Annotated in this window: 12 protein-coding genes; 7 read left to right on the top strand and 5 right to left on the bottom strand. The window is 72.3% G+C overall.

What is annotated here, in order from left to right; genetic code table 11:
* Nucleotides 1–424: 424 nt before the first annotated feature.
* Nucleotides 425–982 carry a MarR family transcriptional regulator gene (locus ACIOMQ_RS09250; RefSeq protein WP_362201019.1) on the bottom strand — a complete coding sequence of 186 codons (558 nt, stop codon included), beginning with the start codon at nt 980–982 and terminating at the stop codon, nt 425–427.
* 155 nt (nt 983–1,137) lie between these two features.
* On the opposite strand from ACIOMQ_RS09250, the gene ACIOMQ_RS09245 reads away from it, so the two are divergent.
* Nucleotides 1,138–2,442 (top strand): MFS transporter, encoded by a 1,305-nt coding sequence (locus ACIOMQ_RS09245; RefSeq protein WP_401261694.1) that lies wholly within the window; start codon nt 1,138–1,140, stop codon nt 2,440–2,442.
* 53 nt (nt 2,443–2,495) lie between these two features.
* Here the strand turns inward: ACIOMQ_RS09245 and ACIOMQ_RS09240 are convergent, their stop codons facing one another.
* Both ACIOMQ_RS09240 and ACIOMQ_RS09235 read right to left on the bottom strand, forming a co-directional pair.
* The gene (locus ACIOMQ_RS09240) at nt 2,496–4,280 is read right to left on the bottom strand and encodes a SpoIIE family protein phosphatase (RefSeq protein ID WP_362201025.1); all 1,785 of its coding nucleotides are present in this window, start codon (nt 4,278–4,280) and stop codon (nt 2,496–2,498) included.
* A 186-nt stretch (nt 4,281–4,466) separates the two neighbouring features.
* On the bottom strand, nt 4,467–5,909 hold the full coding sequence (locus tag ACIOMQ_RS09235) for an NAD(P)/FAD-dependent oxidoreductase (protein WP_401261697.1): 1,443 nt from the start codon (nt 5,907–5,909) through the stop codon (nt 4,467–4,469).
* Nucleotides 5,910–6,249: 340 nt separating this feature from the next.
* Between ACIOMQ_RS09235 and ACIOMQ_RS09230 the strand changes: the two genes are divergently transcribed.
* Entirely contained in the window at nt 6,250–7,272 is a 1,023-nt protein-coding gene (locus ACIOMQ_RS09230) for a TetR/AcrR family transcriptional regulator (RefSeq protein ID WP_402188389.1), read from the top strand.
* An 833-nt stretch (nt 7,273–8,105) separates the two neighbouring features.
* Complete coding sequence (locus ACIOMQ_RS09225) at nt 8,106–10,139, top strand: sigma-70 family RNA polymerase sigma factor (protein WP_402188387.1); 2,034 nt, start codon at nt 8,106–8,108, stop codon at nt 10,137–10,139.
* 27 nt (nt 10,140–10,166) lie between these two features.
* On the opposite strand, the gene ACIOMQ_RS09220 is transcribed toward ACIOMQ_RS09225, so the two are convergent.
* Nucleotides 10,167–13,679 (bottom strand): AfsR/SARP family transcriptional regulator, encoded by a 3,513-nt coding sequence (locus tag ACIOMQ_RS09220; protein ID WP_402188385.1) that lies wholly within the window; start codon nt 13,677–13,679, stop codon nt 10,167–10,169.
* Between the two features lie 214 nt (nt 13,680–13,893).
* A complete protein-coding gene (locus ACIOMQ_RS09215; RefSeq protein ID WP_402188382.1) occupies nt 13,894–16,041 on the bottom strand; it encodes an asparagine synthase-related protein in 2,148 nt (715 codons plus the stop codon).
* 1,205 nt (nt 16,042–17,246) lie between these two features.
* Between ACIOMQ_RS09215 and ACIOMQ_RS09210 the strand changes: the two genes are divergently transcribed.
* The 4 genes from ACIOMQ_RS09210 (at nt 17,247) to ACIOMQ_RS09195 (ending at nt 23,680) form a co-directional block, all read left to right on the top strand.
* Nucleotides 17,247–19,127, top strand: coding sequence for a sporulation protein (locus ACIOMQ_RS09210; protein ID WP_362201043.1), 1,881 nt, complete (start codon nt 17,247–17,249; stop codon nt 19,125–19,127).
* 218 nt (nt 19,128–19,345) lie between these two features.
* On the top strand, nt 19,346–20,602 hold the full coding sequence (gene lhgO, locus ACIOMQ_RS09205; RefSeq protein WP_401262591.1) for an L-2-hydroxyglutarate oxidase: 1,257 nt from the start codon (nt 19,346–19,348) through the stop codon (nt 20,600–20,602).
* 133 nt (nt 20,603–20,735) lie between these two features.
* Nucleotides 20,736–21,542 (top strand): tRNA (guanosine(46)-N7)-methyltransferase TrmB, encoded by an 807-nt coding sequence (trmB, locus tag ACIOMQ_RS09200; protein ID WP_401944702.1) that lies wholly within the window; start codon nt 20,736–20,738, stop codon nt 21,540–21,542.
* A gap of 422 nt (nt 21,543–21,964) precedes the next feature.
* Entirely contained in the window at nt 21,965–23,680 is a 1,716-nt protein-coding gene (locus ACIOMQ_RS09195) for a PrsW family intramembrane metalloprotease (RefSeq protein WP_401944687.1), read from the top strand.
* The last annotated feature ends 9 nt before the right edge of the window (nt 23,681–23,689 follow it).

The raw sequence follows: 23,689 nt of genomic DNA, 5'->3' as shown, positions 1-23,689 counted from the left end.
GTCTTGCGTTTCCGACTCTATCAGACTCTTTCGTGTCTGATTCCCGGTCGAAGCGGGGTTGCTTTCCAGTTCTTCGCTTTCGCGTTTCCCTTTCCGGCGAGTCCGACTCTATCAGATCCTTTCGGGCCTGATTCCCAGTCAGCGGGATTTGCCTTCCCGGCCGTTGGGCCGTTCCGACGTCCAAACTCTAGCGGATTTTCCCGGCGACTCATAATCGAGTCTTCGAAATTAATTTCGGCATGCCGAAATTGTCCCGAGTGGGAGATCGTGCTGAGTTTTGGTTGCCGCGTTCGCGGCGGGATCGGTTGTCGCAGAACCGTTCCGGCTCCGTGACAACTCGACGAACCTTACGGATCGCGTGGGGACGTGTCAACCCTGCCAGGTCAAGCCGTTTTCGCACCTGTCCGGCACGGGTTCAGTCCGTTCAGTCCAGGTCGGTGAGGCGGCCGCCGGCGTCCGGTTGGGCGTGTTCCACGCGGCGCAGGAGGCGGATGAGCATGTCGCCGAGGACTCCGCGCTCGTCGCCGCTGAGGTCCTGGAGCAGGTCCTCCTCGAAGTCGGTGGCCATGCGCATCGCCTCCAGCCACTTCGTACGGCCCTCGTCGGTCAGCTCGACGATCACGCGCACCCGGTTGTTCTCGTCCCGGTCCCGGGTCACCAGGCCCTCGCCGGCCATGCGGTCGATGCGGTGGGTCATCGCCGCCGGGGTGAGGCCGAGGCGCTTGGCCAGCTCCCCCGGGCCCAGGCGGTAGGGGGAACCGGACAGGACCAGGGTCTTGAGGACCTCCCACTCGGCGTTGCTGATGCCGAGGGCGGCGACCTGGCGTCCGTACGCCACGTTCATCCGGCGGTTCAGTCGGCCGAGGGCCGAGACGACCTGCTCGACCTGGGGGTCCAGATCGCGGAACTCGCGCTGATAGGCGGCGATCTGCTCGTCGAGGCTCGGCTCCTGCGGGCCGGGCTGCTCGGTGGTGTCAGACATGGCGGGCAGTATGGCACGCCCTCCAAAGCCGTCGAAGTCCTTCGGTCTGAATTGTTGAGGTTCTAACTTTAGTGCTAAAGTCTTCGGGTTCGAGTCGTTCGGTTGGCTCGGCACATCGCTACGAGACCTCGAGGTAGGTGAGTGTGACCAGGGAGATGGGTGCAGCACTGCGGCGGATCCAGCTGGGGAGTGCGCTGAGCGCGTTCGGGCTGGGGTTCACCGTTCCGTATCTGTACGTCTATGTGGCACAGGTACGGGATCTGGGTGCGGGCACCGCGGGAGTCGTGCTGGCCGTCTTCGCCATGGCAGCGCTGGCCGTTCTGCCGTTCACCGGGCGTGCCATCGACCGGCGCGGGCCACTGCCCGTGCTCGTCGTCGCCTCGGCCGTCGCTTCCCTGGGCGCCGCCGCCCTCGGTCTGTCGTCGGGTGTGACCGCCTCCGTGCTGTCGGCCGCGGTCCTCGGCGCGGGTACGGCGGTCATGCAGCCGGCGCTCGCCACCATGCTCGTGTGGTGCTCCAGTACCGCCACCCGTACGCGCGCCTTCGCCATGCAGTTCTTCCTGCAGAACCTCGGGCTCGGCATCGGTGGGCTGGTCGGCGGGCAGATCGTCGACACGAGCCGGCCGGAGACCTTCACCCTGCTGTTCCTCATCGAGGCCGCGATGTTCGTCGTGCTCGGTGTCATCGCCTCCACGGTGCGGCTGTCCCGTACACCGTCCTTCTCCGACACCAGGCCCACCGACGGCTCCAAGGCGCCGGGCGGGCTGCGGGTACTGCTCTCGCACCGGGCCATGGTGCAGCTGTGCGTGCTGGGCTTCGTGCTGTTCTTCGCCTGCTACGGACAGTTCGAGTCCGGGCTCGCGGCCTACGGCACCGAGGCCGCCGGGATCCAGCCCTCGACGCTCGGTATCGCGCTGGCCGCCAACACCGCCGTCATCGTCGTGGCGCAGTTCGTCGTACTGCGGCTGGTGGAGCGCCGCAGGCGCAGCCGGGTCATTGCCTCGGTCGGTCTGATCTGGGCGTTCGCCTGGATCGTGGCCGGGTACGCGGGGCTCGGGCACGGCAGCCAGACCATGGCGACGGCCGCGATGATCTCCACGTACGCGCTGTTCGGACTCGGTGAGTCGATGCTGTCGCCGACCGTGGCTCCGCTGGTCGCCGATCTGGCACCGGAGTCGATGGTCGGGCAGTACAACTCCGCGTTCGCCCTGTGCAAGCAGCTCGCGCTGGCGGTCGGTCCGGCGGTGGGCGGCCCGATGGGGGCGACGCTGCACGGACCGTACATCGTGACATTCGTGCTGTTCTCGCTGGGCATCACGGTGCTGGCGCTGCGACTCGGCCGAGGGCTCACTCCCGTGCAGGATCAGCCGTCGATCGAGGCGGCGCCGTCCAGGGTCGTGGCCGTGTCACTGCCGGAGGCCGAGCCGGTGGCAGCCGCCTCGGCCGCCACCACGCGCTGAGGCAGCAGGGGTGAGCGGCGGGGAGGCGTAGGGGCTCTGTTTCGGCAGGGCCCCTACTGCGGCAGGGCGAACTCGCACCAGACCGCTTTGCCGCCGCCCGGTGTGCGGCGGCTGCCCCAGGACGTGGCGATCGTCGCGACGATCGAGATGCCGCGGCCCGCTTCGTCCGCCGGATCGGCGCGGCGGCGGCGCGGCAGGTGGTCGTCGCCGTCGGTCACCTCGATGATCAGGCGGCGATCGGTACGGCGCAGGCCCAGGCGCATCGGCGGTGTGCCGTGCTTGAGGGAGTTCGCGACGAGTTCGCCCGCGGCCAGGACGCCCAGGTCGCAGAGCTCGACCGGGAATCGCCACGACGTCAGGACGCCGGTCGCGAAGGCGCGGGCGCGCGGGGCCGCCTCGATGCCGCCGAGGAGATCGAGCGAGGCGTTGTGGAAGAGTTCCGCGTTCGTCCCCGTACGGGCGGGGTGCTGGACCACCAGTACCGCCACGTCGTCGTCGTGCTCCGCGGTGACGCCGAGAGAGCGGATCAGCCGGTCGCAGACCACCTGGGGTGAACCCTTGGCACCGGAAAGCGCGCGTTCCAGGGCGGCGACGCCCTCGTCGATGTCCTCGCTGCGGCGCTCCACCAGGCCGTCCGTATAGAGGACCGCGGTGGAACCGGGCGGCAGCGCGATCGTGCCCGAGGTATGGATCCAGCCGCCGGTGCCGAGCGGCGGTCCCGTCGGGTCCTCGGCACGGTGGACCGTGCCGTCCTCGTGACACACCAGGATCGGGAGGTGCCCGGCGGAGGCGTAGACGAGCCGGCCCTCGTTCGGATCGTGGACCGCGTAGGCGCAGGTGGCGATCTGGCTGGCGTCGATCTCGGCGGCGAGACCGTCGAGGAGCTGGAGCACCTCGTGCGGCGGGAGGTCGAGGCGGGCGTAGGCACGCACGGCCGTGCGGAGCTGGCCCATGACCGCGGCGGCCCGTACCCCACGGCCCATCACGTCCCCGATGACCAGGGCGGTGCGGCCCGCGCCGAGGGTGATGACGTCGTACCAGTCGCCGCCGACCGCGGCGTCCGTGCCGCCGGGTTGGTAGGTGGCGGCGATCCGCAGGTCGTCGGGCTGCTCCAGCTCCTGCGGGAGCAGGGAGCGCTGGAGGGTGACGGCCGTTTCGCGGTGGCGGCGCTCGCTGGCGCGGAGCCGTTCGGCCGCTTCGGCGTGGTCGGTGACGTCGGCGGCGTAGACGAGCACTCCGTCTTCGCTTCCTCTGTTCCCTTTTCTGTTCTTGCTCTTGCCCTTGTTCTTGCCCTTGTTGCCGGTCTGCTTCCTGCCCCCGTCCCCGTCGTCGTCCGCTTCGGTCTCGGTCGCGGCCTCGCTGTCCCTGCGTACCGGAGTGCAGGTCACGGTGTACGAATTGCCGCCGCGGACCTTGCGGGACTTGACCGTACGAGGGGTGCCGCTGCGCAGGACCTGGTCCATGAGGGGCAGCAGGCTGAGTTCGACGAGCTCGGGCATGGCCTCGGCCGCGGTGGCGCCGGCCGGGCGGGAGCCGAAGGCGGCGGTGTAGGCGTCGTTGACATACGCGATCCGGTGGTCGGGGCCGTACACCAGGGCCACCAGGGCGGGTAGTTGGCCGAGGATGTCCCGGGCCGAGAGGTCCTCCAGAGCGGGGCCGCGGTCCTCGGGAGACGTGCCGTGCGTGTCACTGTGCGTGTCGCCGTCCGGTGGGCGGGGTCCGGTCTCCGGCCGTGCGTACTCGGCGCGGGCCGAGGGCACGGAACTGCGGTCGTCCCGTGCGGCGGCGGCGCGACGCTGCGTTCCGGGTAGGCGGGCGCTCCAACGCGTGAAGTTCACGGAATTTCTGGCCTCGTGTGTCGGTCTGGTCCGCTCGGGCGGGCTGCTCACTGTCGGTCACTGCCGGCCGGGTCACTCTGTGCAGATGTGGGCCCACCTATGGTCACACGTCCAGTGTGACGGACCGTACTGACAGTTGTCGGTACGGCCCGTCCCGGGCGGGTGAGGTGACGGGCCGACGGCCGGTCAGCCGCCGTTCCCCGGCGGACCGTCGGGGAACGGCGGGTTCCGGGGGCCCGGTGGGTGCTCCGGCCCGGGGCGCCCGCCTCCTGCGGCGAGTTCGAATTCGGCGCGCGGGTGTTCCAGCGAGCCGAGGGAGACGATCTCGCGTTTGAAGAGCCCGGCGAGGGTCCATTCGGCCAGGACGCGGGCCTTCCGGTTGAACGTCGGAACCCGGCTGAGGTGGTACGTGCGGTGCATCAGCCAGGCCGGAAAGCCCTTGAGCCTGCGACCGTAGACATGCGCGACGCCCTTGTGGAGGCCGAGCGAGGCGACGGATCCCGCATAACTGTGCCGGTACTCCTTGAGGGGTTCGCCGCTGATCGACGCGAGGACGTTGTCCGCGAGGACCTTGGCCTGGCGCACGGCGTGCTGGGCGTTGGGCGCGGTCTCCGCACCTGTTTCCGCCGCGGTCAGATCGGGTACGGCCGCGGCGTCCCCGGCGGCCCAGGCGTGCTCGACTCCTTCCACGGTGAGTTCCGCCGTGCAGCGGAGCCTGCCGCGCTCGTCGAGCGGCAGCTCGGTGGCGGCGAGGATTGGTGCGGGTTTGACGCCCGCGGTCCACACGAGGGTGCGGGTCGGGAAGCGGGAACCGTCGCTCAGAACGGCGATCCGGTCCTCGATGGACTCCAACCGGGTGTCGAGGCGTACGTCGATATTGCGGCCGCGCAGCTCACGGATCGCGTAGGCGCCCATCGCGTCACCGACCTCGGGAAGAATGCGGCCCGATGCCTCGACGAGGATCCACTTCAGGTCGTCCGCCTTGACGTTGTGGTAGTACCGCGAGGTGTAGCGGGCCATGTCCTCCAGCTCGGCGAGGGCCTCGACGCCCGCGTATCCGCCGCCGACGAAGACGAAGGTGAGGGCGGCGTCGCGGATGGCCGGGTCGCGGGTGGCGGAGGCGATGTCCATCTGCTCGATGACGTGGTTGCGCAGGCCGATGGCCTCCTCGATGGTCTTGAAGCCGACGCCGTGGTCGGCGAGGCCGGGGACGGGGAGGGTTCGCGACACGGAGCCGGGCGCGAGGACCAGCTCGTCGTACGGGATCTCGACGGCGCCGGTGCCGTCCTCCCCCGAGGCGAGGGTGGTGACGGTCGCCGTGCGCTTGGCGTGATCGATCCGTTCGGCCTCGCCGATCACGATCCGGCAGTGCGCCAGGACCCGGCGGAGCGGCACGACGACGTGGCGCGGCGAGATCGAACCGGCGGCGGCTTCGGGCAGGAACGGCTGATACGTCATATAAGGCTCGGGCGTGACGACGACGATCTCGGCCTCACCGCTCCTGAGTCTCTGCTTCAGCTTCCGCTGGAGACGCAGCGCTGTGTACATCCCGACGTAGCCGCCACCGACGACGAGAATGCGCACACCCGGCGGAGGGCCGGGGGGTGTTCCCCCGGAATCTGAAGCCATCACCACCCCATGACGCAACGTGCTCAAGGGTTTGTCCACAGCCCCGGCAAATTGTGTGACCGGAGGTTCTGGACGGGCCACTGCCGCCGATCACCACGAGGACACGGGAGCTGCGCAGGTCAGGGGTTGGAGTGGGGGTGGGGGGCCGGGGCCGAATCAGTGACCAACCGGTCCTTGCTCCGATCGGGGGGCGCTCCGTGCGGAACTACCCCCTTCTGAATTGACCCGGGCTCAACTATGTTCGTACGACGTCGGGGTGCCGGATCTGGACCATGATCCGCTCTCCGGCTCAAACGGCGGGAAGTCTCCGGGGGGAGACGTCATAACCGGGGGAACAGTTATGCACATTCAGGATTCTCATTGGCAGACTGCTGCGGCAGTCACGTCCCATTCGTCCGACGGAAACGGACGAAACGGAACAGTGGGGACAGTGGACGCGGTGGCTCCGGTCGGCTCGGTGGGTCCGGTCGGCTCGGTCGCGGCAGGCGGAACCGGCGGGACGGGTGCGACGGTTGGGGCAGCTGCCGCCAACGGCCGCTCGGCTCCGCTTCGCGTGGACGCACAGCGCAATCTGGAACATGTGCTGCGAGCGGCACGCGAGGTGTTCGGTGAGCTGGGGTACGGGGCTCCGATGGAGGACGTGGCGCGTCGCGCCAGAGTCGGGGTCGGCACGGTGTACCGGCGGTTCCCGAGCAAGGACGTGCTGGTGCGGCGGATAGCCGAGGAGGAGACCTCCCGGCTGACGGACCAGGCCCGGACCGCGCTGGGTCAGGAGGACGAGCCGTGGTCGGCGCTGTCGTGCTTCCTGCGGACGTCCGTTGCCTCGGGCGCGGGGCGGCTGCTGCCTCCTCACGTGCTCCGGGTCGGAGTCGACACCGACTCCGGCATCGACATCGACTCCGCTGCCGCTTCCGCTGTTTCTGCCTCTGCCTCTGCCCCTGCGTCTGCGTCTGCCTCTACCCCTGCGGCTGCGGCTGTCGACAACTCGGCTGCGGTCGGGGACTCGGAGGCCGTAGCGGCCTCCGAGCCGGGCTCGGACAGCGCTCGGGACGGGACGCGGGTGCCTCAGCAGCGGCAGGGTGCGGGTCAGGCCGACACCCGGTCGACCGGCGGGCGTTCCGCCGCGGACACCGGCCTCGATGACGACGACACGGGAGCCGGTGAGCTGCTGGAGGTCGTCGGCCGGCTGGTGGACCGGGCTCGGGCGGCCGGTGAGCTTCGCCGTGACGTGACGGTGGCGGATGTGCTGCTGGTCATCGCGACGGCGGCGCCTTCGCTGCCCGACGCGGCCCAGCAGGCAGCGGCTTCGAGCCGGTTGCTGGACATCCTGCTGGAAGGGCTGCGCTCGCGGCCCGGCGCGTGAACGGAGTGCGTTCGCTGCCCGTTATGTGAACGGGGCGAGCGCGGGTGTGGCGGCGCGTGAGCAGGTCGCGTGAGCGGGTCGCGTCTGAGTGTGACGGCGTCGGCGCGGTGGGCGTGGCGGTGCGTGGGCGTGGCGGCGCGTGGGTTTGGTGAACCTGGCGGCGCGTCGGCGCGGTGAGCCTGGCGGCGCGTGGGTGGGGTGGTGCGCAGACGTGTTGCGTGCGCGCACTGCCTCTCCGGGGCGGGGGCGGACGGTCGGAGTGGGCACACCGGGGTGCGTAGCCGGGGCCGGCTGCCGGGGCACACGGCCGGTGTGAAGGGCCAGTGCGCATGGCTGGTTTGAATGGCTGGCGTGAAGGGGTTGCCGTGTCCGGTGATCCGCGACCCGCGTGGCCCGTTTCGGTGGGTCTTACTCAGCGGCTCATTGTCGCTCGTCCGAGCTCACATTCGGCTTATGTGTCTGGATTTAGGCATCCGGCTACGCGCGTACTCCTCCCGGCTCCGGCTCCGACTGCCGCGTCCGCGCTCATTCAGCAGCCCACAGACCGGCTCTCTGCGGTTTCTGATCGGCGTCCGTACGGCGTCCGGTCGGCGCCTGATCGGCGCTTGACCAGCCGTGTATCGGTTCTCGTCGCTGGAGCCGCTGCCCGTCGCATTCGGCCTGCCCCTGCAGAAGAGCTCAATACCTCTTCCCCGAATGAGCGACTTCTAGTACTCACATTCGAGAATAGGCCCCGGATGAGTGGTTGCGGGGGCTGAAGGTTCGGCGTGATTGCGCCATGTGACACGCTTGCCCGATGTTCGGGTCCGACAGCGCAAACGGGGGCTTCCGCGATGAGCGGTGACGGGCAGCAGGAAGAGTCGTTCGACGACGCCTCCGCCATGGGCGGGATGACGGAAGCCGGTGAGCTGACCTCCCGGCAGGTACCGAGTCAGGCCGGGCCCGAGCGATCGGGTGGTGACGCGGAGAGCGGCGCCGTCCAGCCCGGCCCGTGGCCGGCCCCCGCCGGCACCGGTGTTGGTATCGGCGGGGGCGTCGGGGCCGAAGCCTCGGTGCCGATGCAGCGGGAGGGCGGCAGCAGCAGCACTGCCGATGCCTCCGGCTCCGCGTTCTCCGACGCCGAGCTGATCGGACGGATGCGGGACGGCGACGATCTCGCGTACGAGGAGTTGTTCCGGCGGCACTCGGACGCGGTCCGCCGCTACGCGCGGACCTGCTGCCGGGACGCGCACACCGCAGACGACCTGACAGCCGAGGTCTTCGCGCGCACCCTGCAGGCGGTACGCAGGGGCAAGGGGCCCGTGGAGGCGGTGCGGGCCTACCTCATGACGGCTGTCCGGCATGTCGGAGCCGCCTGGACCAAGACCGCGAAGCGGGAGCAATTGGTCGATGACTTCGCGGTGTTCGCCGCCCAGTCCTCCAAGTCCTCCCAGGTGTCGGACGCGGACACGCTCGACCTCGGCGCGGATGTGCTGGCGATGCACGAGGCCGAGCAGTCGATGGCGATGCAGGCGTTCCGCAGTCTGCCGGAGCGCTGGCAGGCGGTGCTGTGGCACACCACCGTCGAGGAGGAGTCACCCAGCGAGATCGCCCCGTTGTTCGGGCTGACCGCCAATGCCACGGCGGTCCTGGCCAGCCGGGCCCGCGAGGGGCTCAAGCAGGCTTACCTCCAGGCCCATGTGAGCGAGGCGCTCACCTCGGGCGGCGACTGCGCGCGTTACGCCGACCGCCTCGGTGCCTATGCCCGGGGTGGGCTCCGGATGCGGGCCGAGCGCGGGTTGCGGGGGCATCTGGACGAGTGCGCGAAGTGCCGGCTCGCCGCGGGCGAACTGGCCCACGTCAACGCCGGGATTCCCGCGCTGCTGCCGGTCGCGGTCATCGGCTGGTTCGCCGCCGGGTATGCGCTCAAAGCCGCCGGAATCGTCGCGGGTGGCGCGGCGGGAGCCGCGGGCGCCGGTGCCGCAGCGGCGGCGACCGGCGGGAGCACGTCCGGGGGCGGCGCCGGTGGTGCCGCGGTCTCGGAAGGGCTCGGTGTCCCGGCGAAGGCCGGTATCGCGGCGGCTGTTGCCGTGGCGGTGACGGCCGGGCTGGCCTGGGCGCTGGTCGGCGACGACCGGCCGGAGCCCGAAGCCAGACATGCGGCCAAGCCGGCTGTCGTGGCTCCTGCGGCGCCGACGCCCGATCCGCCGAAGCCGAAGCCGACACCGCCGTCGAAGCCCGATGCGCCGGCGCCGTCCGCGCCCCCTGCCTCGGCCCCGGCCCCGACTCCCCCGCCGAAGCCGAAGCCCACGCCCACGCCGACTCCGACTCCGACTCCGAAGCCCACTCCGAAGCCCACTCCGAAGCCGACACCCAAGCCGACGCCCAAGCCGACGCTGCCGTCCGATCCGCCGAAGCCGTCGCCGTCCGCCCCGACTCCGCCGCCCGCCCCGACCGTCTATCAGCTCAACGAGCTGAGCTACTCGATGGTGGGTGACCACACCCGACCCGAGGTGGTGATCAACGAGAGCAACTGGGTCTGGCAGCGTTCCGGTCTGTCGATCGGCGGCACGCAGTACGCGCACGGAGTGACCGTCCACGGCAAGTCCTCGGTCACCATCCAGTTGAACCGGCCGTGCACGCGTTACGAGGCCATGGTCGGGATCGACGACATGACCATGGGGTTCGGCTCGGTGCGCTTCTCCGTCTTCAACGGCGAAGGGACGCTGCTGTGGCAGTCCCCGGTGATGAACGGTGACGATCCGGCCGTACCCGTCAGGGTCGGTATCACCGGACAGGACAAGATCCGGCTCGTCGCCCAGCGGGCGCATCCGGGTGGCGGCGCAGCGCTGGCCGACTGGGCCCATTCGACCATCAGTTGTCGGTGAGATGACCGGTGGCGGCGCGGTCGGGGGTCAGGCGGCGGGGGTGTCCGGGAGTTCCTCGGTGATACGGGTCAGGAGCGCGATGACGTCGTCGACCGTCAGTGTGCGGCCCGCGGCGCGCTCCGACTCGTACAGCTGAGGTCCCAGTTCCTCGCGCGCCCGTCGCTCGACCTCGTCCGCCTCGGCCTGTTGTGCTTCGGTCCTGGGGCTGGAGAGGCGCCAGCCGTCGGCCGCCGCCAGAATCCGTACGGCGGCTCCGTGACGGCCCAGCTTCGGCAGCACGGCCGCCACACTGTCCGCCAGATGCCCGGTGACGAGCTCGGGGCAGTGGGCCTCCCGCGCCCCGTGGAGTGCGCGCGCCAGACCGCGTACCCCGGCCACCGGGCCGCCCGTGGGCCCCTCCTCGCACACGGCGATCCGGGCGGCCAGCCCTTCGACCACCGCGGTGAAGTGCGACGGCGGACTGCCTCGTCCGATCGACGCCTCCGCCTCGTCGACCAGCCGTCGCGCCTCCGCGATCTCGCCGCGGTCCAGGGCCAGGGTGGCGCGCAGAAAGTAGGTGTAGCCGCGGGCGTCGTGCACCTGGTAGCGCTCCGTCTCCGTCTCCGCCTCGGCCAGGCTCCGCTCGAAGCCCGTCATGTCTCCGGTCCGATAATCAAGTTCGGCGAGGCGGGCCAGGAGGAACGGCGCCTCGGCGTACGCCCCGACCTCGCGGGCGAGCAGCAGCGCCTCCGTGTACGCCGCACGCGCCTCCGCGTACCGTCCACGTGTCATGCCGACCTCCGCGGCCGCACCCGCGACCTGGGCGCGCAGCCAGCGGTCACCGACGCGGCGGCCCAGCTCGCGCAGCTCGGCGAGGCCGTCGTCGACCCCCGGCATGCCGCCGGGCATGTCGACGACCATGTGCGTACGGAACAACAGCGTGATGCCGTACTCCCATGCGCCGCCGTGGATACGGGCGTTGGCGACCGCCATGTCGATCATCTCGTGGGCCTCGGCGGTGGTACGGCTCGCGAACAGGGCCGTCGGCCAGAGCAGTCCCGGAAAACGGGCGGACTGCGGACCGGAGGAGATGAACGCGTCGGCCACCCGGCCCAGCAGGGCGCGCCGACTGTCGTCACCACGGACGTCGTCGGCGGGTTGGCTCTGCGCGGCGAGGAAGTACCGCAGTAGCTCCAGATGCATGCGCGGCCAGAAGCGGGGGTCGCTGCCGTCGGCCGGTTCCGGACCGAGTTCCACAGCCCGCTCGGCCCAGCCGAGGCCTTCGGAACGGAAGTTCCGCAGGAACCAGAACCACCCCATGCCGAGAACCAGACGCACCGCGTCCGGTTCGGACGGGGTGGTGACGACGGTGCGGTGGAGGACGGCCCGGATGTTGTCGAGGTTCGTTTCCAGGCGTTCGATCCAGGGGAGCTGGTCGCCGGAGCGGAGACGGGGCTCGGCGGCCTCGACCAGCGCGACGAAGTACGCGGTGTGCGCCCGCGCGGCGGCGGCGCGTATGTCCGGGGTCTCGGCCGCGCGTTCGGCGGCGTACTCGTGGATGGTCTCCAGGAGGCGATAGCGCATCTCGCCGGAGGCGGTCGGGGCGGCGACGACGAGGGACTTGTCGACGAGAGCACCGATCAGGTCGGCCGTGGAGGGCCCGGCAGGGCCCGGGCCGGTGGCTGCCCCGGTGACGGAGGCCCTGGTGGCAAAGTCCCCGGTGACGGAGGTCCCGGTGACGGAGGTCCCGGTGGCGAGGGGTGCTCCCGCCGCGGTCACGGCCTCCGCGGCGGGCAGGTCCCAGCCACCCGCGAAGACGGAGACCTGTCGCAGGACCGTGCGTTCGCCCTCGTCGAGCAGGTCCCAGGACCAGTCGACGACGGCGCGCAGCGTCTGCTGGCGCGGCAGTACGGTCCGGGCTCCACCGGTGAGCAGCCGGAACCGGTCGTCGAGCCGGTCCGCGATCTGACGTGGGGTGAGCAGCCGCAGCCGCGCAGCGGCGAGTTCGATGGCGAGCGGCTGCCCGTCGAGCCGTCGGCAGATCTCGGCGACGGCATCCGAATCGTGTGCGGCCTCCTGCTCGGGATCGAAGTCGGGACGTACGGCGCGGGCGCGCTCGGCGAACAGGCGGTGGGCTGGGTCGGCCGGGAGCGGTCCGACCGGGCGTATCGATTCGCCGGGGACGCCGAGGGGTTCTCGGCTGGTGGCGAGGATGCGCAGCTCCGGGCAGTGGGTGAGCAGGGTTTCGGCGAGGGCGGCGGCCGCGCCGATGACGTGTTCGCAGTTGTCCAGGATGAGCAGGAAGGGGCGGACCCGGGAGCAGTGCGCCAGGTGCTCGACGAGGAGGCCGGTCGGGTCGCTGCGCAACGGCTGCCCGTCACGGCTGTTGTCCCGCAGGAGCGTGGTCTCCCGCAGCCCGAGAGCGGTGAGTACGGCTCCGGGGACATCCACGGGGTCATCCACCGGAGCGAGTTCGGCGATCCAGGAGTCCACGGGAGCCGGGGCCGCCGGACCGCTCCGGGCGGCGGCCTCCTCGGCGAGACGGGTCTTGCCGGAGCCGCCGGGCCCGGTGAGGGTGACCAGGCGGGACCGGGCCAGATCGGCATGGATGGAGCGCAGTTCGGGCTCGCGGCCGACGAAGGAGTTGAGCCGGGGCCGGATGTTGCCCCGGACGGGGGCGGGGCCGGGGGTGCGAGGCGGGCCCGATGCGGCGGATACGGCGGATGCGGCGGATGAGGCCGAGAGGGAAGAGGGGGAAGAGGAGGGGAAGGAAGTGGTTGAGGCGGACAGGAAGGCCGGTACGGCTGCTTCGGATGGCACCGTCGGTGGCGGAGTGAGCAGTTCCCGGTGGAGCGCGGTCAGTTCCGGCCCCGGGTCGGCACCCAGGGCGTCGGCAAGGGAGCGGCGCGCCTCCTCGTAAGCGGCCAGCGCCTCGGCCTGGCGGCCTTCGGCGCGCAGGGCGCGGATCAGCTGGGCCCGGAAACGTTCGTCGTACGGGTGGGCGGCGGTCAGCTCCCTGAGCTCCGGTACGAGGGTGCGCGGGCCGGCAGCGGTCGCAGCACACCGCAGGTCGGCCTCGATGCGGCGTTCCAGCGTGGTCAGACGGTGGGCCTCCGGGCGCAGACCGTGGCCGTGCTCCCGGTCCGGCAGGTCGGCCAGGGCCGGGCCGCGCCACAGGGCGAGCGCGGTACGGAGTGTGCGGGCGGCCGCCACGGGGTCGCCCGCGTCGAGCTCGTCGGAGCCCTGCCGGGACAGCCGCTCGAACACGTGCAGGTCGACCTCCTCGGGCGCGGCCTCCAAGCGGTATCCGCCGTGGTCACTCGTGATCGCGTCCCTGCCGAGCACCCGGCGCAACCGGCCCACGAGGGCCTGGAGGGCGGCGGGAGCGTCGTGCGGGGGATCGGCGGCCCATACGTCGTCGACGAGATCGGCGACATGCACGGGCCGGCCCGTACGCAGGGCGAGGGAGGCGAGGAGGGCGCGCAGCCGTGCACCGCCCACGGGCAGCGCCCTGCCGTTCTCGTCTCGTGCCTCGGTGACGCCCAGGATCAGGTAACGCATCCGGCCATTCTGTCCTGCGGAACGCACGGAAGCAGGTGTCCACCGGCCACCGCACCGGGCAACAGCCCCCGACCGCACGCGGCCGGTGGTGAGCGCGAGCCCACCACGCCGGCCCCGCCCCGCCCCACCCCGCTCACGGCTACGGGCCACCGTCCACGGCTACGGACCACAGACAACAGACAACAGACAACAGACAACAGACAACAGACCACAGCTACGGCAGCAGTGTCCGCCTCGCCGGAACGACCCCGCCCGCGACCCCACCCGTGACCCCGCCCGTGACCCCACCCGCGACCGCGCGCTGGCGTGGCGCCGCCGTGCCCGTCCAGCAGGTGCCGCGCCGTGACACGAGTCGGCGGAGCCAGAGTTCCATGGACGCCAGATGCGCCAGGCCGTCCAGCGGGAGCGGTTCGCCCTCCGAGGCCGCGCGCAGGGCCTTCCGTACGACGCGGGCCTCGACCAGGCCCGCGTCGGCGAGCAGCGGTGCGTCAAAGAGGGCGATCAGGTCGGGGAGCGCGGCGCGCAGGCCGGTGCGGGCGGTGGCGTTCGCGAGGGCGAGGGAGGGGGTGCCCCAGCCGGGCGGCAGCTCGTGGATGCCCGCGCCCGCGAGCACCCGCCGCAGGATCGCGGCGCGGGCGCCCGGCTGGACGCGGAGCGATTCGGGAAGCGCTCGGGCGGCGCGTACGACCTGATTGTCGAGAAACGGGGCATGCAGCCGCTGGCTGCGGTTCTCCGCGGCCTGCTCCAGGATCCGGTGGTCGGCGGCGAACCGGGCGAGGGCCGCCCGGGCGCGGGCCTCGCCCGGCCGCTGGACGGAGGTGGGGCGGGTCGCCGCCTCCTGCAGACGCACCGACACCTCGGCGAGCGCCTCCCCCGTCAGCCAGCGCGCGGCGGGTCCCGGCCGCGACCAGGCGAGGGCGGCGAGCGACGCGTCGGCGGGCGTGTCGAGGTCGGGGGCGTGGCGGTTGGCGTCGGACAGCCGGTCGGCCGCCGTTTCCAGACCGGTGCGGTACGACGTACGGGACAGGCGGCGGGCCGCCCGGTAGACGGTCAGCGGGACGAAGAGGGAGTGCGCGGTCGGGCCCTCGGCCTTGGCCAGGGCGGCGACCGGGCGCAGCAGATGGCGTCGTCGACGGTCCATCAGCAGGTCCGCGAGACGGGCCGGGTGGGCGTCGAGTACCTGCCGTGCGCCACCGCCGACGAAGTGGTCGGCGCTGCCCGAGGCGAGGCGGCGGCGGTGCCGCTCGGCGACGACGAGGGACGGGGCGGGTTCATCGGTGAGCGGGCCGCCGCCCAGGTCGGCGTAGGGCAGGGCCTCCTCCCCGGCGGCGACGACGACATGGTGCAGGCGCGGGTTTGCGGCGATGACGCGGGCGCGTTCGAGTTCGTCCTCGTGTCCGCGCGCCGTGAGGTCGTTGAAGGTGACGGCGAGCAGCCGCTCCCCCGCTCCCGCGCCGTGGCCAAGGAGGGTGCCGGGCAGGCCCGGCAGTCCGGCGGCCAGGAGGGCGAGGGTGGCGGAGGCGCTGCCTCCGGAGAGGTCGGCGCCGATGCCCGGCACGGGGGCGCCGCGGGCGGCGCGTCGTTCGGCGGGCCCCATGCCGGGGACCGGGCCCGGGTCGGGCGGCAGGGTCTCGGGGGCGTGGCGCGGGGCGGTGAGTCTGGCGCGTACGGCTTCGACCAGGGCGTCGCGCACCCCGTCGACGGCACTGACCGGGTCGAGTTGGGGCGCGGCGACGGCGAGGGAGGCCACCGCCTCGTACCCGGTGATCTCGCGCGAGCCCTCGCGGAGGATCAGCGCGTGCCCCGGCGGGATGCGCTTCACTCCCGCGTACGGGGTGCCGTCGCGCAGCGCCTCCGGTGTTTCGGGGCAGGCGAGCAGGGCGGCCAGGTGGCCGATGTCCAGCTGGGCTTCGATGAGGTCGGCGAGCGGCAGTGCGGCGGTGGCGTACGCCGTGCCGCCGGCCCAGGGGGTGTAGAAGACCGGGCGGGCTCCGGCGAGGTCCCCGATGACGGTGATCCGGCGGCCGACCTGGACGACGGCCGTGTAGCTGCCGGGCCAGGACGTGAGATGGCGCAGCGCTCCGCCGCGGGCGGCGAGGAGGCCGACGCGCAGCTGTTCGTCGGTGGCGCTGCAGCAGCCGAGGACGGCGAGCCGGGCGGTGGGCGCGCCTTCGGCGGTCTCGACCGAGCTGGTGCGGATCTCGTCGGGGCGCCAGTCGCCGACGGCCCAGAGCGGATCCGGGTCTCCCCACAGGAGTTGGGATCCGACGGGGTGCATCGCGCGCCCCTCGTCGGCGTCGCCGATGGCACCCGCCGTGCCGAAGCTCGCGGCGATACTGCTCCACCCCACCAACCAACGCATCGCCGCCTCCACAGGCTGTGGACAAATCGGCGCAGCAGGACATTATCGGGAGAACTCCGGTAGCGCGCGGCGCCGTTGCGAACATGCTGCCACGACAAAGGCGCACAGGAGGGGCTACGGACGGCGCACGTCGGAAGGGCATGCGCCCCTGGCAAAGGCCGGGCCGCGAGAGGGGGTGGTGGCGCGCGTATGGGCGCACGCCGAACGGCAACCCGCAGGGGGTTTCCCCCGGCGACGACCGACGCGGGGCCCGCACGAGGTGGTCCACACACCAACAGGCTTACGGGTCGGGCGTGTTGCGTACCTCGTTCCGGCACGGTCCACCGGGCTGGATCCAGCCACCCCCCGGACCGCCCACGACCGGTGACCGGTCGGTCACCGGTGATCACCGGACGGTCGACGGGATGTCCGCGAATCGATCGACCCAACCTCGACCGACCGGCGATATTCGGCCATTTTCAGCGCACGCGGCAACCGGACGACAGGGAACTCACCGCACCGGAAGACCCTTTTCGCCCACCTTCATCCCCCGTCCCCTGCCCCGCTTCGCCGACTTCACACCGGCCTCCCCGCCGGTTCCACGCACAGTGCGACGCACAGTCCGGGAGGCGTCGCCCGCCTCCCGGACCGGTCCGCCGCCTGCGGGGAATGAGGCGGCAGTGTCCCCCAGCCCACTGAGTCCAATGCAGTGGGCCGACCCACGCAGCACCCATGGAAGCGCTTCCGAAACAACCGGACGAGAGCGCACGGCCGGGCGCACGGCCACACACCAGGAGCACGTACGAGGCCCGGCGGGCGGCGCCCCACCACGTCCGAACAGGGCATCGCGCGGGGGGTCCGAACCGGGCGTCGCGCAGGGTTCCGCACCGGTTCCGGGCGAAGGTCCGAGCCGGGCCCGGGAGAGGGTCCGAGCCGCGCCCGGGACGCTCCGCGCGACGACCGGAGCGACGCCGGCGCGGCCGGCCGCGTCCGCGCGGATCCGCACGGACAACATTCCCGCCATACGGACGTCTGCCCCTTAACGGTAGGGATGCGGCGAACTACGCTGGGTTTACTGAGGTTCTCGGCAGGAGGCATATTCCTCGGGGCTCGGCCATATGCGTGTGCGGCCGGAGTGCCGGGGCTCGTCCCTGGGGAGGACACGGTACGAATGCCGCGCGCCGCAACGGTGACGCGGCGGCCGTCTGTGTGTCGAGGGGTGGCGCATGTCCAGGGAGCAACGCGGACCGAACGAGAAGCTCGGAACCGTTCTCGCCCTCGCGGGAATCAGCAACGCCGGGCTCGCCCGGCGGGTCAACGACCTCGGGGCGCAGCGCGGACTGACACTTCGGTACGACAAGACCTCGGTGGCCCGATGGGTCTCCAAGGGCATGGTGCCGCAGGGCGCCGCGCCCCATCTCATCGCGGCGGCGATCGGCGCCAAACTCGGCCGGCCGGTCCCCCTGCACGAGATCGGGCTCGCGGACGCCGACCCGGCGCCGGAGGTCGGGCTGGCCTTTCCGCGCGATGTGGCCGAGGCGGTCCGCTCGGCGACCGAGCTGTACCGGCTGGATCTGGCCGGGCGGCGGGCGGGCAGCGGCGGAATCTGGCAGTCGCTGGCCGGCTCGTTCTCGGTGAGCGCGTACGCGACGCCCGCGTCCCGCTGGCTGATATCCCCCGCCGATCCGTCGGTGGAACGCGACGCGACAGCCGCCGTGGCAGTCATCCTCGGCGCCCAGAACCCAAGGGGCGCACGCACCGGCGCAGGGGCGCAGGGGATGCCGGGCGCGGCGGGGAAGAACACGGCGGCGGAGTCCGGCGCACCGGTCACCCCGGGCGCGGCGGGGACTCCTGCCACACCCGGCACGGCCAGCGCTGGGGCCATTCCCGGCACGGCGGGGGCTCCGGCCACGCAGGAAGCGCGAGGAGCGCTGCGGGCGCGACCGGCGCTCGGCACTCACGCGGCATCCGGAGCACAGGCACCGCAGGCACCGCAGGCGGCGCAGACAGCCCTGAACGCACAGGCGGCTCAGGCGGCGCTGGGAACCCTGGGAGCTCTGGGTACGCAGCGGGCACCGTCCATCCCGGCCCAGCCGGGCCCGGAGACCACGCCCGCGTCCCCCGCCACGTCCCCGTCCGCACTCGCCCACTCCGCGCCGGTCGGCCCGGTCACGAGCGACATCTCCCCGCTGCGGGTCGGCCACAGCGATGTCTCCAAGCTGCGCGAGGCGGCCCAGGACGCCCGCCGCTGGGACTCCAAGTACGGCGGCGGGGACTGGCGTTCCTCCATGGTCCCGGAGTGCTTACGGGTCGACGCCGCACCGCTGCTGCTCGGTTCGTACAGCGACGAGGTGGGCCGGGCGCTCTTCGGCGCGGCGGCCGAGCTGACCAGACTCGCCGGGTGGATGGCCTTCGACACCGGCCAGCAGGAGGCCGCGCAGCGCTACTACATCCAGGCGCTGAGGCTCGCGCGGGCCGCGGCCGACGTACCGCTCGGCGGCTATGTCCTCGCCTCGATGTCGCTGCAGGCGACCTACCGCGGTTTCGCCGACGAGGGGGTCGACCTCGCGCAGGCCGCCGTCGAACGCAACCGGGGGCTCGCCACGGCCCGCACCATGAGCTTCTTCCGCCTGGTGGAGGCGCGCGCCCACGCGAAGGCGAGCGACGCCCAGGCCGCGGGGGCCGCGCTGAAGGCCGCCGAGGGCTGGCTGGAGCGTTCCCGGGACGGTGACGCGGACCCGTCGTGGCTGGGCTTCTACTCGTACGACAGATTCGCGGCGGACGCCGCGGAGTGCCACCTCGACCTGAAGGCACCCCGGCAGGTGCGGCGCTTCACCGAGCAGGCCCTGTCCCGGCCGACCGAGGAATTCGTCCGCTCGCACGGGCTGCGGCTCGTGGTGTCGGCGGTGGCCGAGCTGGAGTCGGGGAACCTGGACGCGGCCTGCGCGGCGGGCACCCGGGCGGTGGAGGTGGCGGGCCGCATCTCTTCGGCGCGGACCACGGAGTACGTACGGGATCTGCTGCACCGGCTCGAACCGTACGGGCACGAACCGCGCGTCGCCGAGCTGCGCGAGCGGGCCCGGCCCCTGCTGGTGGCGCCCGCGTAGCCGCACCCGGGCCGGACGACCCGGCCGACGACCGGCCCGCATGCCCCGCACCTCCGCGGCGTCGCCTCCGCGTCCTCACGGTGTACGCACGGTGTCCGGACGGCATCCGGTGTGCCGTCCGGTCGCCTCCGGGCGTAAAGATCGGCGCCACGCTGGGCTTCACTGGTTTGAGTGCGTTGTCAGTGGGTCAGTGCACTATCGGGGTGGGAGGTGGCGTGGTGATGACGCACGCGGCGTACGACTGCGATGTGCTGGTGATCGGCGGCGGAATCGTCGGCCTGTCGACGGCGTATGCGATCACGCGCACCGCTCCGGGCACCCGGGTGACGGTGCTGGAGAAGGAGTGGGGCCCCGCCCGTCACCAGACCGGGCGCAACAGCGGAGTGATCCACAGCGGCATCTACTACCGCCCCGGCTCGCTCAAGGCCCGCTACGCCGTACGCGGTGCCGCCGAGATGGTCGACTTCTGCGCCGAGCACGGCATCGCGCACGCGGTGACCGGCAAGCTGATCGTCGCGACCGAGCGGTCCGAGCTGCCCCGGCTGCACTCCCTGGTCCAGCGCGGCCGGCAGCACGGGCTGCCGGTGCGCGAGCTGGGTCCCGCCCAGATCGCGGAGTACGAGCCGCGGGTGCGCGGGCTCGCCGCGATCCGCGTCGGGACAACCGGGGTGTGCGACTTCGGCGCGGTCGCGGCGCGGTTCGCCGCCGAGCTGAGCGGGGCGGGCGGGGTGATCCGTTACGGGGCGGAGGCCACCGCGATCGACCGGCGCCCCTGGGGCGTGGCGGTGCGCACGGCGGACGGTGCGGTGGTGCGGGCCCGGGTCCTGGTCAACTGCGCGGGGCTGCACTGCGACCGGGTGGCGCGGCTCGCGGGCGACGACCCGGGGGTGCGGATCGTGCCCTTCCGGGGGGAGTACTACGAGCTGGCGCGACCGGAGCTGGTGCGCGGCCTGGTCTATCCGGTGCCCGATCCGGCGTTCCCCTTCCTCGGTGTGCATCTGACCCGCGGCCACGACGGCAGCGTCCACGTCGGACCGAACGCGGTGCCGGCGCTGGCCCGGGAGGGGTACGACTGGTCCGTCGTGCGCCCCGGTGAGCTGGCGGACACCCTGACCTGGCCGGGCACCTGGCAGATCGCGCGCAGACACTGGCGGTACGGGGCGGGTGAGGTGCACCGTTCGCTGTCGAAGCGCGCGTTCACGGCAGCCGTGCGGCGGCTGCTGCCCGAGGTCACGGAGGCCGATCTGCGGCCCGCCCCGGCCGGGGTCAGGGCCCAGGCAGTGCTCCGGGACGGCACCCTGGTGGACGACTTCCTGATCCGTGAGGCACCGCACACGGTCCACGTACTGAACGCTCCGTCGCCCGCCGCGACGGCGTCCCTGCCCATCGGGCGGGAGGTGGCACGCAGGGCGCTGCTCCGGGCAGGGGGGACGGGGTGGAAGCCGCCCGCCGTAGAATCGGGGCATTGTGTCTGAGCCCTTGAACCCCTCCGCAGATTCCTCCGCTTCCTCCGCGAACCCTTCCGCCCCGGCACCGGGCGAGGCCGCGGCCGGGACGAGCAGCACGGCAACCGGGACGGGCAGCGCCTCCACGGCCGACGCCGCCTCCATGGCCCACAGTCCTTCCTCCCCCGCTGCCGGGATTCCGGACGATCTGCGCGCCGCCTCCTTCGAGCGGCAGCGCAGGCTGCGCCAGGAACCGCGCTTCCCCGGCGGGCCCGCCGTCGATCCGGCCGGATCGCACCACGAGCGCCGGATCCGCAGCTTCCAGCCGCGCCGCAGCCGTGTCACGCCCGGCCAGGAGGACGCGCTGCTGCGGCTGTGGCCGAAGTGGGGCCTGGACATCGACGGGCAGCGCGTCCTGGATCTGCCCGAGCTGTTCGACGGGCTCCCGGTCGTGCTGGAGATCGGTTTCGGCATGGGTGAGGCCACCGCGCAGATGGCTGCCGCCGACCCGGGCACGGGCATTCTCGCCGTCGATGTGCACACCCCGGGCCAGGGCAACCTGCTCGGCCTCGCGGACCGGAACGGACTGTCCAACGTCCGGGTCGCCAACGGTGACGCGATCATCCTGCTGCGCGAGATGCTGAAGCCGGACTCGTTGGACGGGCTGCGGGTGTACTTCCCCGATCCCTGGCCCAAGAAGCGCCACCACAAGCGGCGGCTGATCCAGCCGGAGTTTCTCGATCTGGCGGCGCAGCGGCTCAAGCCGGGGGCCGTGATCCACTGCGCGACCGACTGGGAGCCGTACGCCGAGCAGATGCTGGAGGTGCTGTCCGCACACCCGCTGTTCGAGAACACCCAGGCGGACGGCAGCTATGCGCCGCGGCCGGCGTTCCGGCCGCTGACCCGGTTCGAGGGGCAGGGCCTCGACAAGGGTCACGTCGTCCACGACCTGCTCTTCGCCCGCCGCTGAGACCCGCACGCGGAGCCGGCGACGGAACCCCGGAGCCGACGGACGGACCCAGGCGGCACCTGACGGACCGGACCGGACAGCCTTGACCGGACGGGCCTGACGGACCGGACCTGACCTGACCTGACCTGACCAGGCGGGCCTGACGGGCCTGGCCGGACCAGGCGGGCCTGACCGGGGCGGAGGGACCGGTTCGGCCGGACCAGACGAGCCTGACCGGACCAGGCGGGCCTGACCGGGGCGGAGGGACCGGTTCGGCCGGACCAGACGAGCCTGGCCGGACCAGGCGGGCCTGACCGGGGCGGAGGGACCGGTTCGGCCGGACCAGACGGGCCTGACCGGACCAGAGGGAACGGCCTCCTGGAGCCGATGTCCCCGGTGCCCCATGGCCAGGTGTCAGTGCTGCTCGTTAGGGTCATCGGGTGGTGTCCGACGGGTCTGTCCAGCAACGGCAGTCGCAGCCGGCCGTCCCGGTGCTTGAGGAGCAGCGGGTCGGCGAGATCCTGGCTGCCGTGCCGGAGCGCAGGCACTGGCGTTACCGGCCGCGCCGCGTCGGGATGGTGTGGCGCAGCAAGACATTCCGCATCGCGGCCGTGTGCACGGTGCTCGCGCTGTGCGGACTGGCGATCCTGGCCCTGGTCCGCGATCAGACGGGCACCGAGGGATTTCTCGTCGGCCTGGGTCTCGCCGTGCTGCCCGTCCCGCTCCTGATGGCCGCGTTCCGCTGGCTGGACCGGGTCGAACCGGCGCCCTGGCGGAATCTGCTGTTCTCCTTCGCCTGGGGGGCGTTCGCGGCCGCTCTGGTCGCGATCCTGGCGAATTCGTTCGCGACCCGCTGGATAGCGACGGCCACCGCCGACCCGTCGCACGCCGACACCCTCGGTGCCACGGTCATAGCGCCGGTGATCGAGGAGAGCGCCAAGGCCGCGGCCGTCCTGCTGATCTTCCTGTTCCGAAGACGGGAGTTCAACGGGATCGTCGACGGCATCGTCGTCGCCGGCTTCACCGCGAGCGGCTTCGCGTTCACCGAGAACATCCTCTACCTGGGCAACGCCTTCGGTGAGGACCAGCAGATCGGTACCTCGGGCGTCGTCTCGGTGACGGCCGCGACGTTCTTCGTACGGGCGGTGATGTCGCCGTTCGCGCATCCCCTCTTCACCGTGCTGACCGGCATAGGCTTCGGGCTCGCCGCGGCCAGTGCGCGGCGCCGCCGGATCCGGCGCATCGCGCTGCCGCTGCTCGGACTCGTCCTCGCCATGGGCATGCACGCCCTGTGGAACGGGTCGGCGGCGTTCGGCCCGTACGGTTTCTACGCCGTGTACGGGCTTTTCATGGTTCCGGTCTTCGGCCTGGTGACCTGGCTGGCGATCTGGTCGCGCCGACGGGAGCTGCGTACGCTCGCCGCCGAGCTGCCCGCCTATGCGGCGGCCGGCTGGCTGACCCCCGCCGAGCCGCTCGCCCTCTCCTCGATGCGGGCCCGCGGCATGGCCCGTGACGCGGCACGCCAACGACACGCGGCGGCGGCCGGGGGAATCCGGGTGGGCCCGTACGGACCGGGACACTGGCCGCCGCCGTACGCATCGGCATATGGGCCTGGATACGGGCCGGGATACGGGCCGGGATACGGGCCGGGATACGGGCCGGGATACGGGCCGGGATACGGGCCAAGGCCAGGAGCCGGTCCGGGCCCCGGGCCGGGGTACGCACCCGGCTACGGGCCGGGATTCGGGCCGGGGTATGCGCCCGGATACGGGACGGGGTATGCGCCGAGGCGCGAGCCGTCGGCGCAGGTCAGGGCTCATGCCGAAGCGCAGGCCAAGGCCCACGGCAGAGCTGCCGCCCGTGCGGTCGCCGAGTACGAATCGTTCGCGACCTCACTGGCCTCGCTGCGGCGGCAGGCCCGCCGTGGGACCGCGGGCCCGGACTTCGCCGAGCGCGAGCTGGAGCTGCTGCACCACCTCTGGCAGCGCCGGGGCGTGGCCGCCCCCGCCCTGACGTACGCGGCACAGGCGACGGGCCGCCTGCGCCCCCACCCCGCGCCGACGGCCCCGCACGCCTACCCGCGGCCGGCGCACACGCAGCCCGGCGGGAACGGGTACAACCCCTACCTGAACCCGCACCGGCCACCGCCCCCGCAGTAGGGCCGTTCA

This window comes from Streptomyces sp. NPDC087845 (genome assembly GCF_044742755.1).
Lineage (GTDB): Bacteria > Actinomycetota > Actinomycetes > Streptomycetales > Streptomycetaceae > Streptomyces.
Note: the sequence above shows the minus strand (reverse complement) of the source record. Positions and strands in the feature narration are given on the sequence as shown.

What these genes read in the sequence shown, in the direction of transcription:
- ACIOMQ_RS09250 (WP_362201019.1), bottom strand. Translation starts at nt 982, where the DNA reads ATGTCTGACACCACCGAGCAGCCCGGCCCGCAGGAGCCGAGCCTCGAC.
- ACIOMQ_RS09245 (WP_401261694.1), top strand. Translation starts at nt 1,138, where the DNA reads ATGGGTGCAGCACTGCGGCGGATCCAGCTGGGGAGTGCGCTGAGCGCG.
- ACIOMQ_RS09235 (WP_401261697.1), bottom strand. Translation starts at nt 5,909, where the DNA reads ATGGCTTCAGATTCCGGGGGAACACCCCCCGGCCCTCCGCCGGGTGTG.
- ACIOMQ_RS09230 (WP_402188389.1), top strand. Translation starts at nt 6,250, where the DNA reads ATGCACATTCAGGATTCTCATTGGCAGACTGCTGCGGCAGTCACGTCC.
- ACIOMQ_RS09225 (WP_402188387.1), top strand. Translation starts at nt 8,106, where the DNA reads ATGAGCGGTGACGGGCAGCAGGAAGAGTCGTTCGACGACGCCTCCGCC.
- ACIOMQ_RS09220 (WP_402188385.1), bottom strand. Translation starts at nt 13,679, where the DNA reads ATGCGTTACCTGATCCTGGGCGTCACCGAGGCACGAGACGAGAACGGC.
- ACIOMQ_RS09215 (WP_402188382.1), bottom strand. Translation starts at nt 16,041, where the DNA reads ATGCGTTGGTTGGTGGGGTGGAGCAGTATCGCCGCGAGCTTCGGCACG.
- ACIOMQ_RS09210 (WP_362201043.1), top strand. Translation starts at nt 17,247, where the DNA reads ATGTCCAGGGAGCAACGCGGACCGAACGAGAAGCTCGGAACCGTTCTC.
- trmB (WP_401944702.1), top strand. Translation starts at nt 20,736, where the DNA reads ATGGCCCACAGTCCTTCCTCCCCCGCTGCCGGGATTCCGGACGATCTG.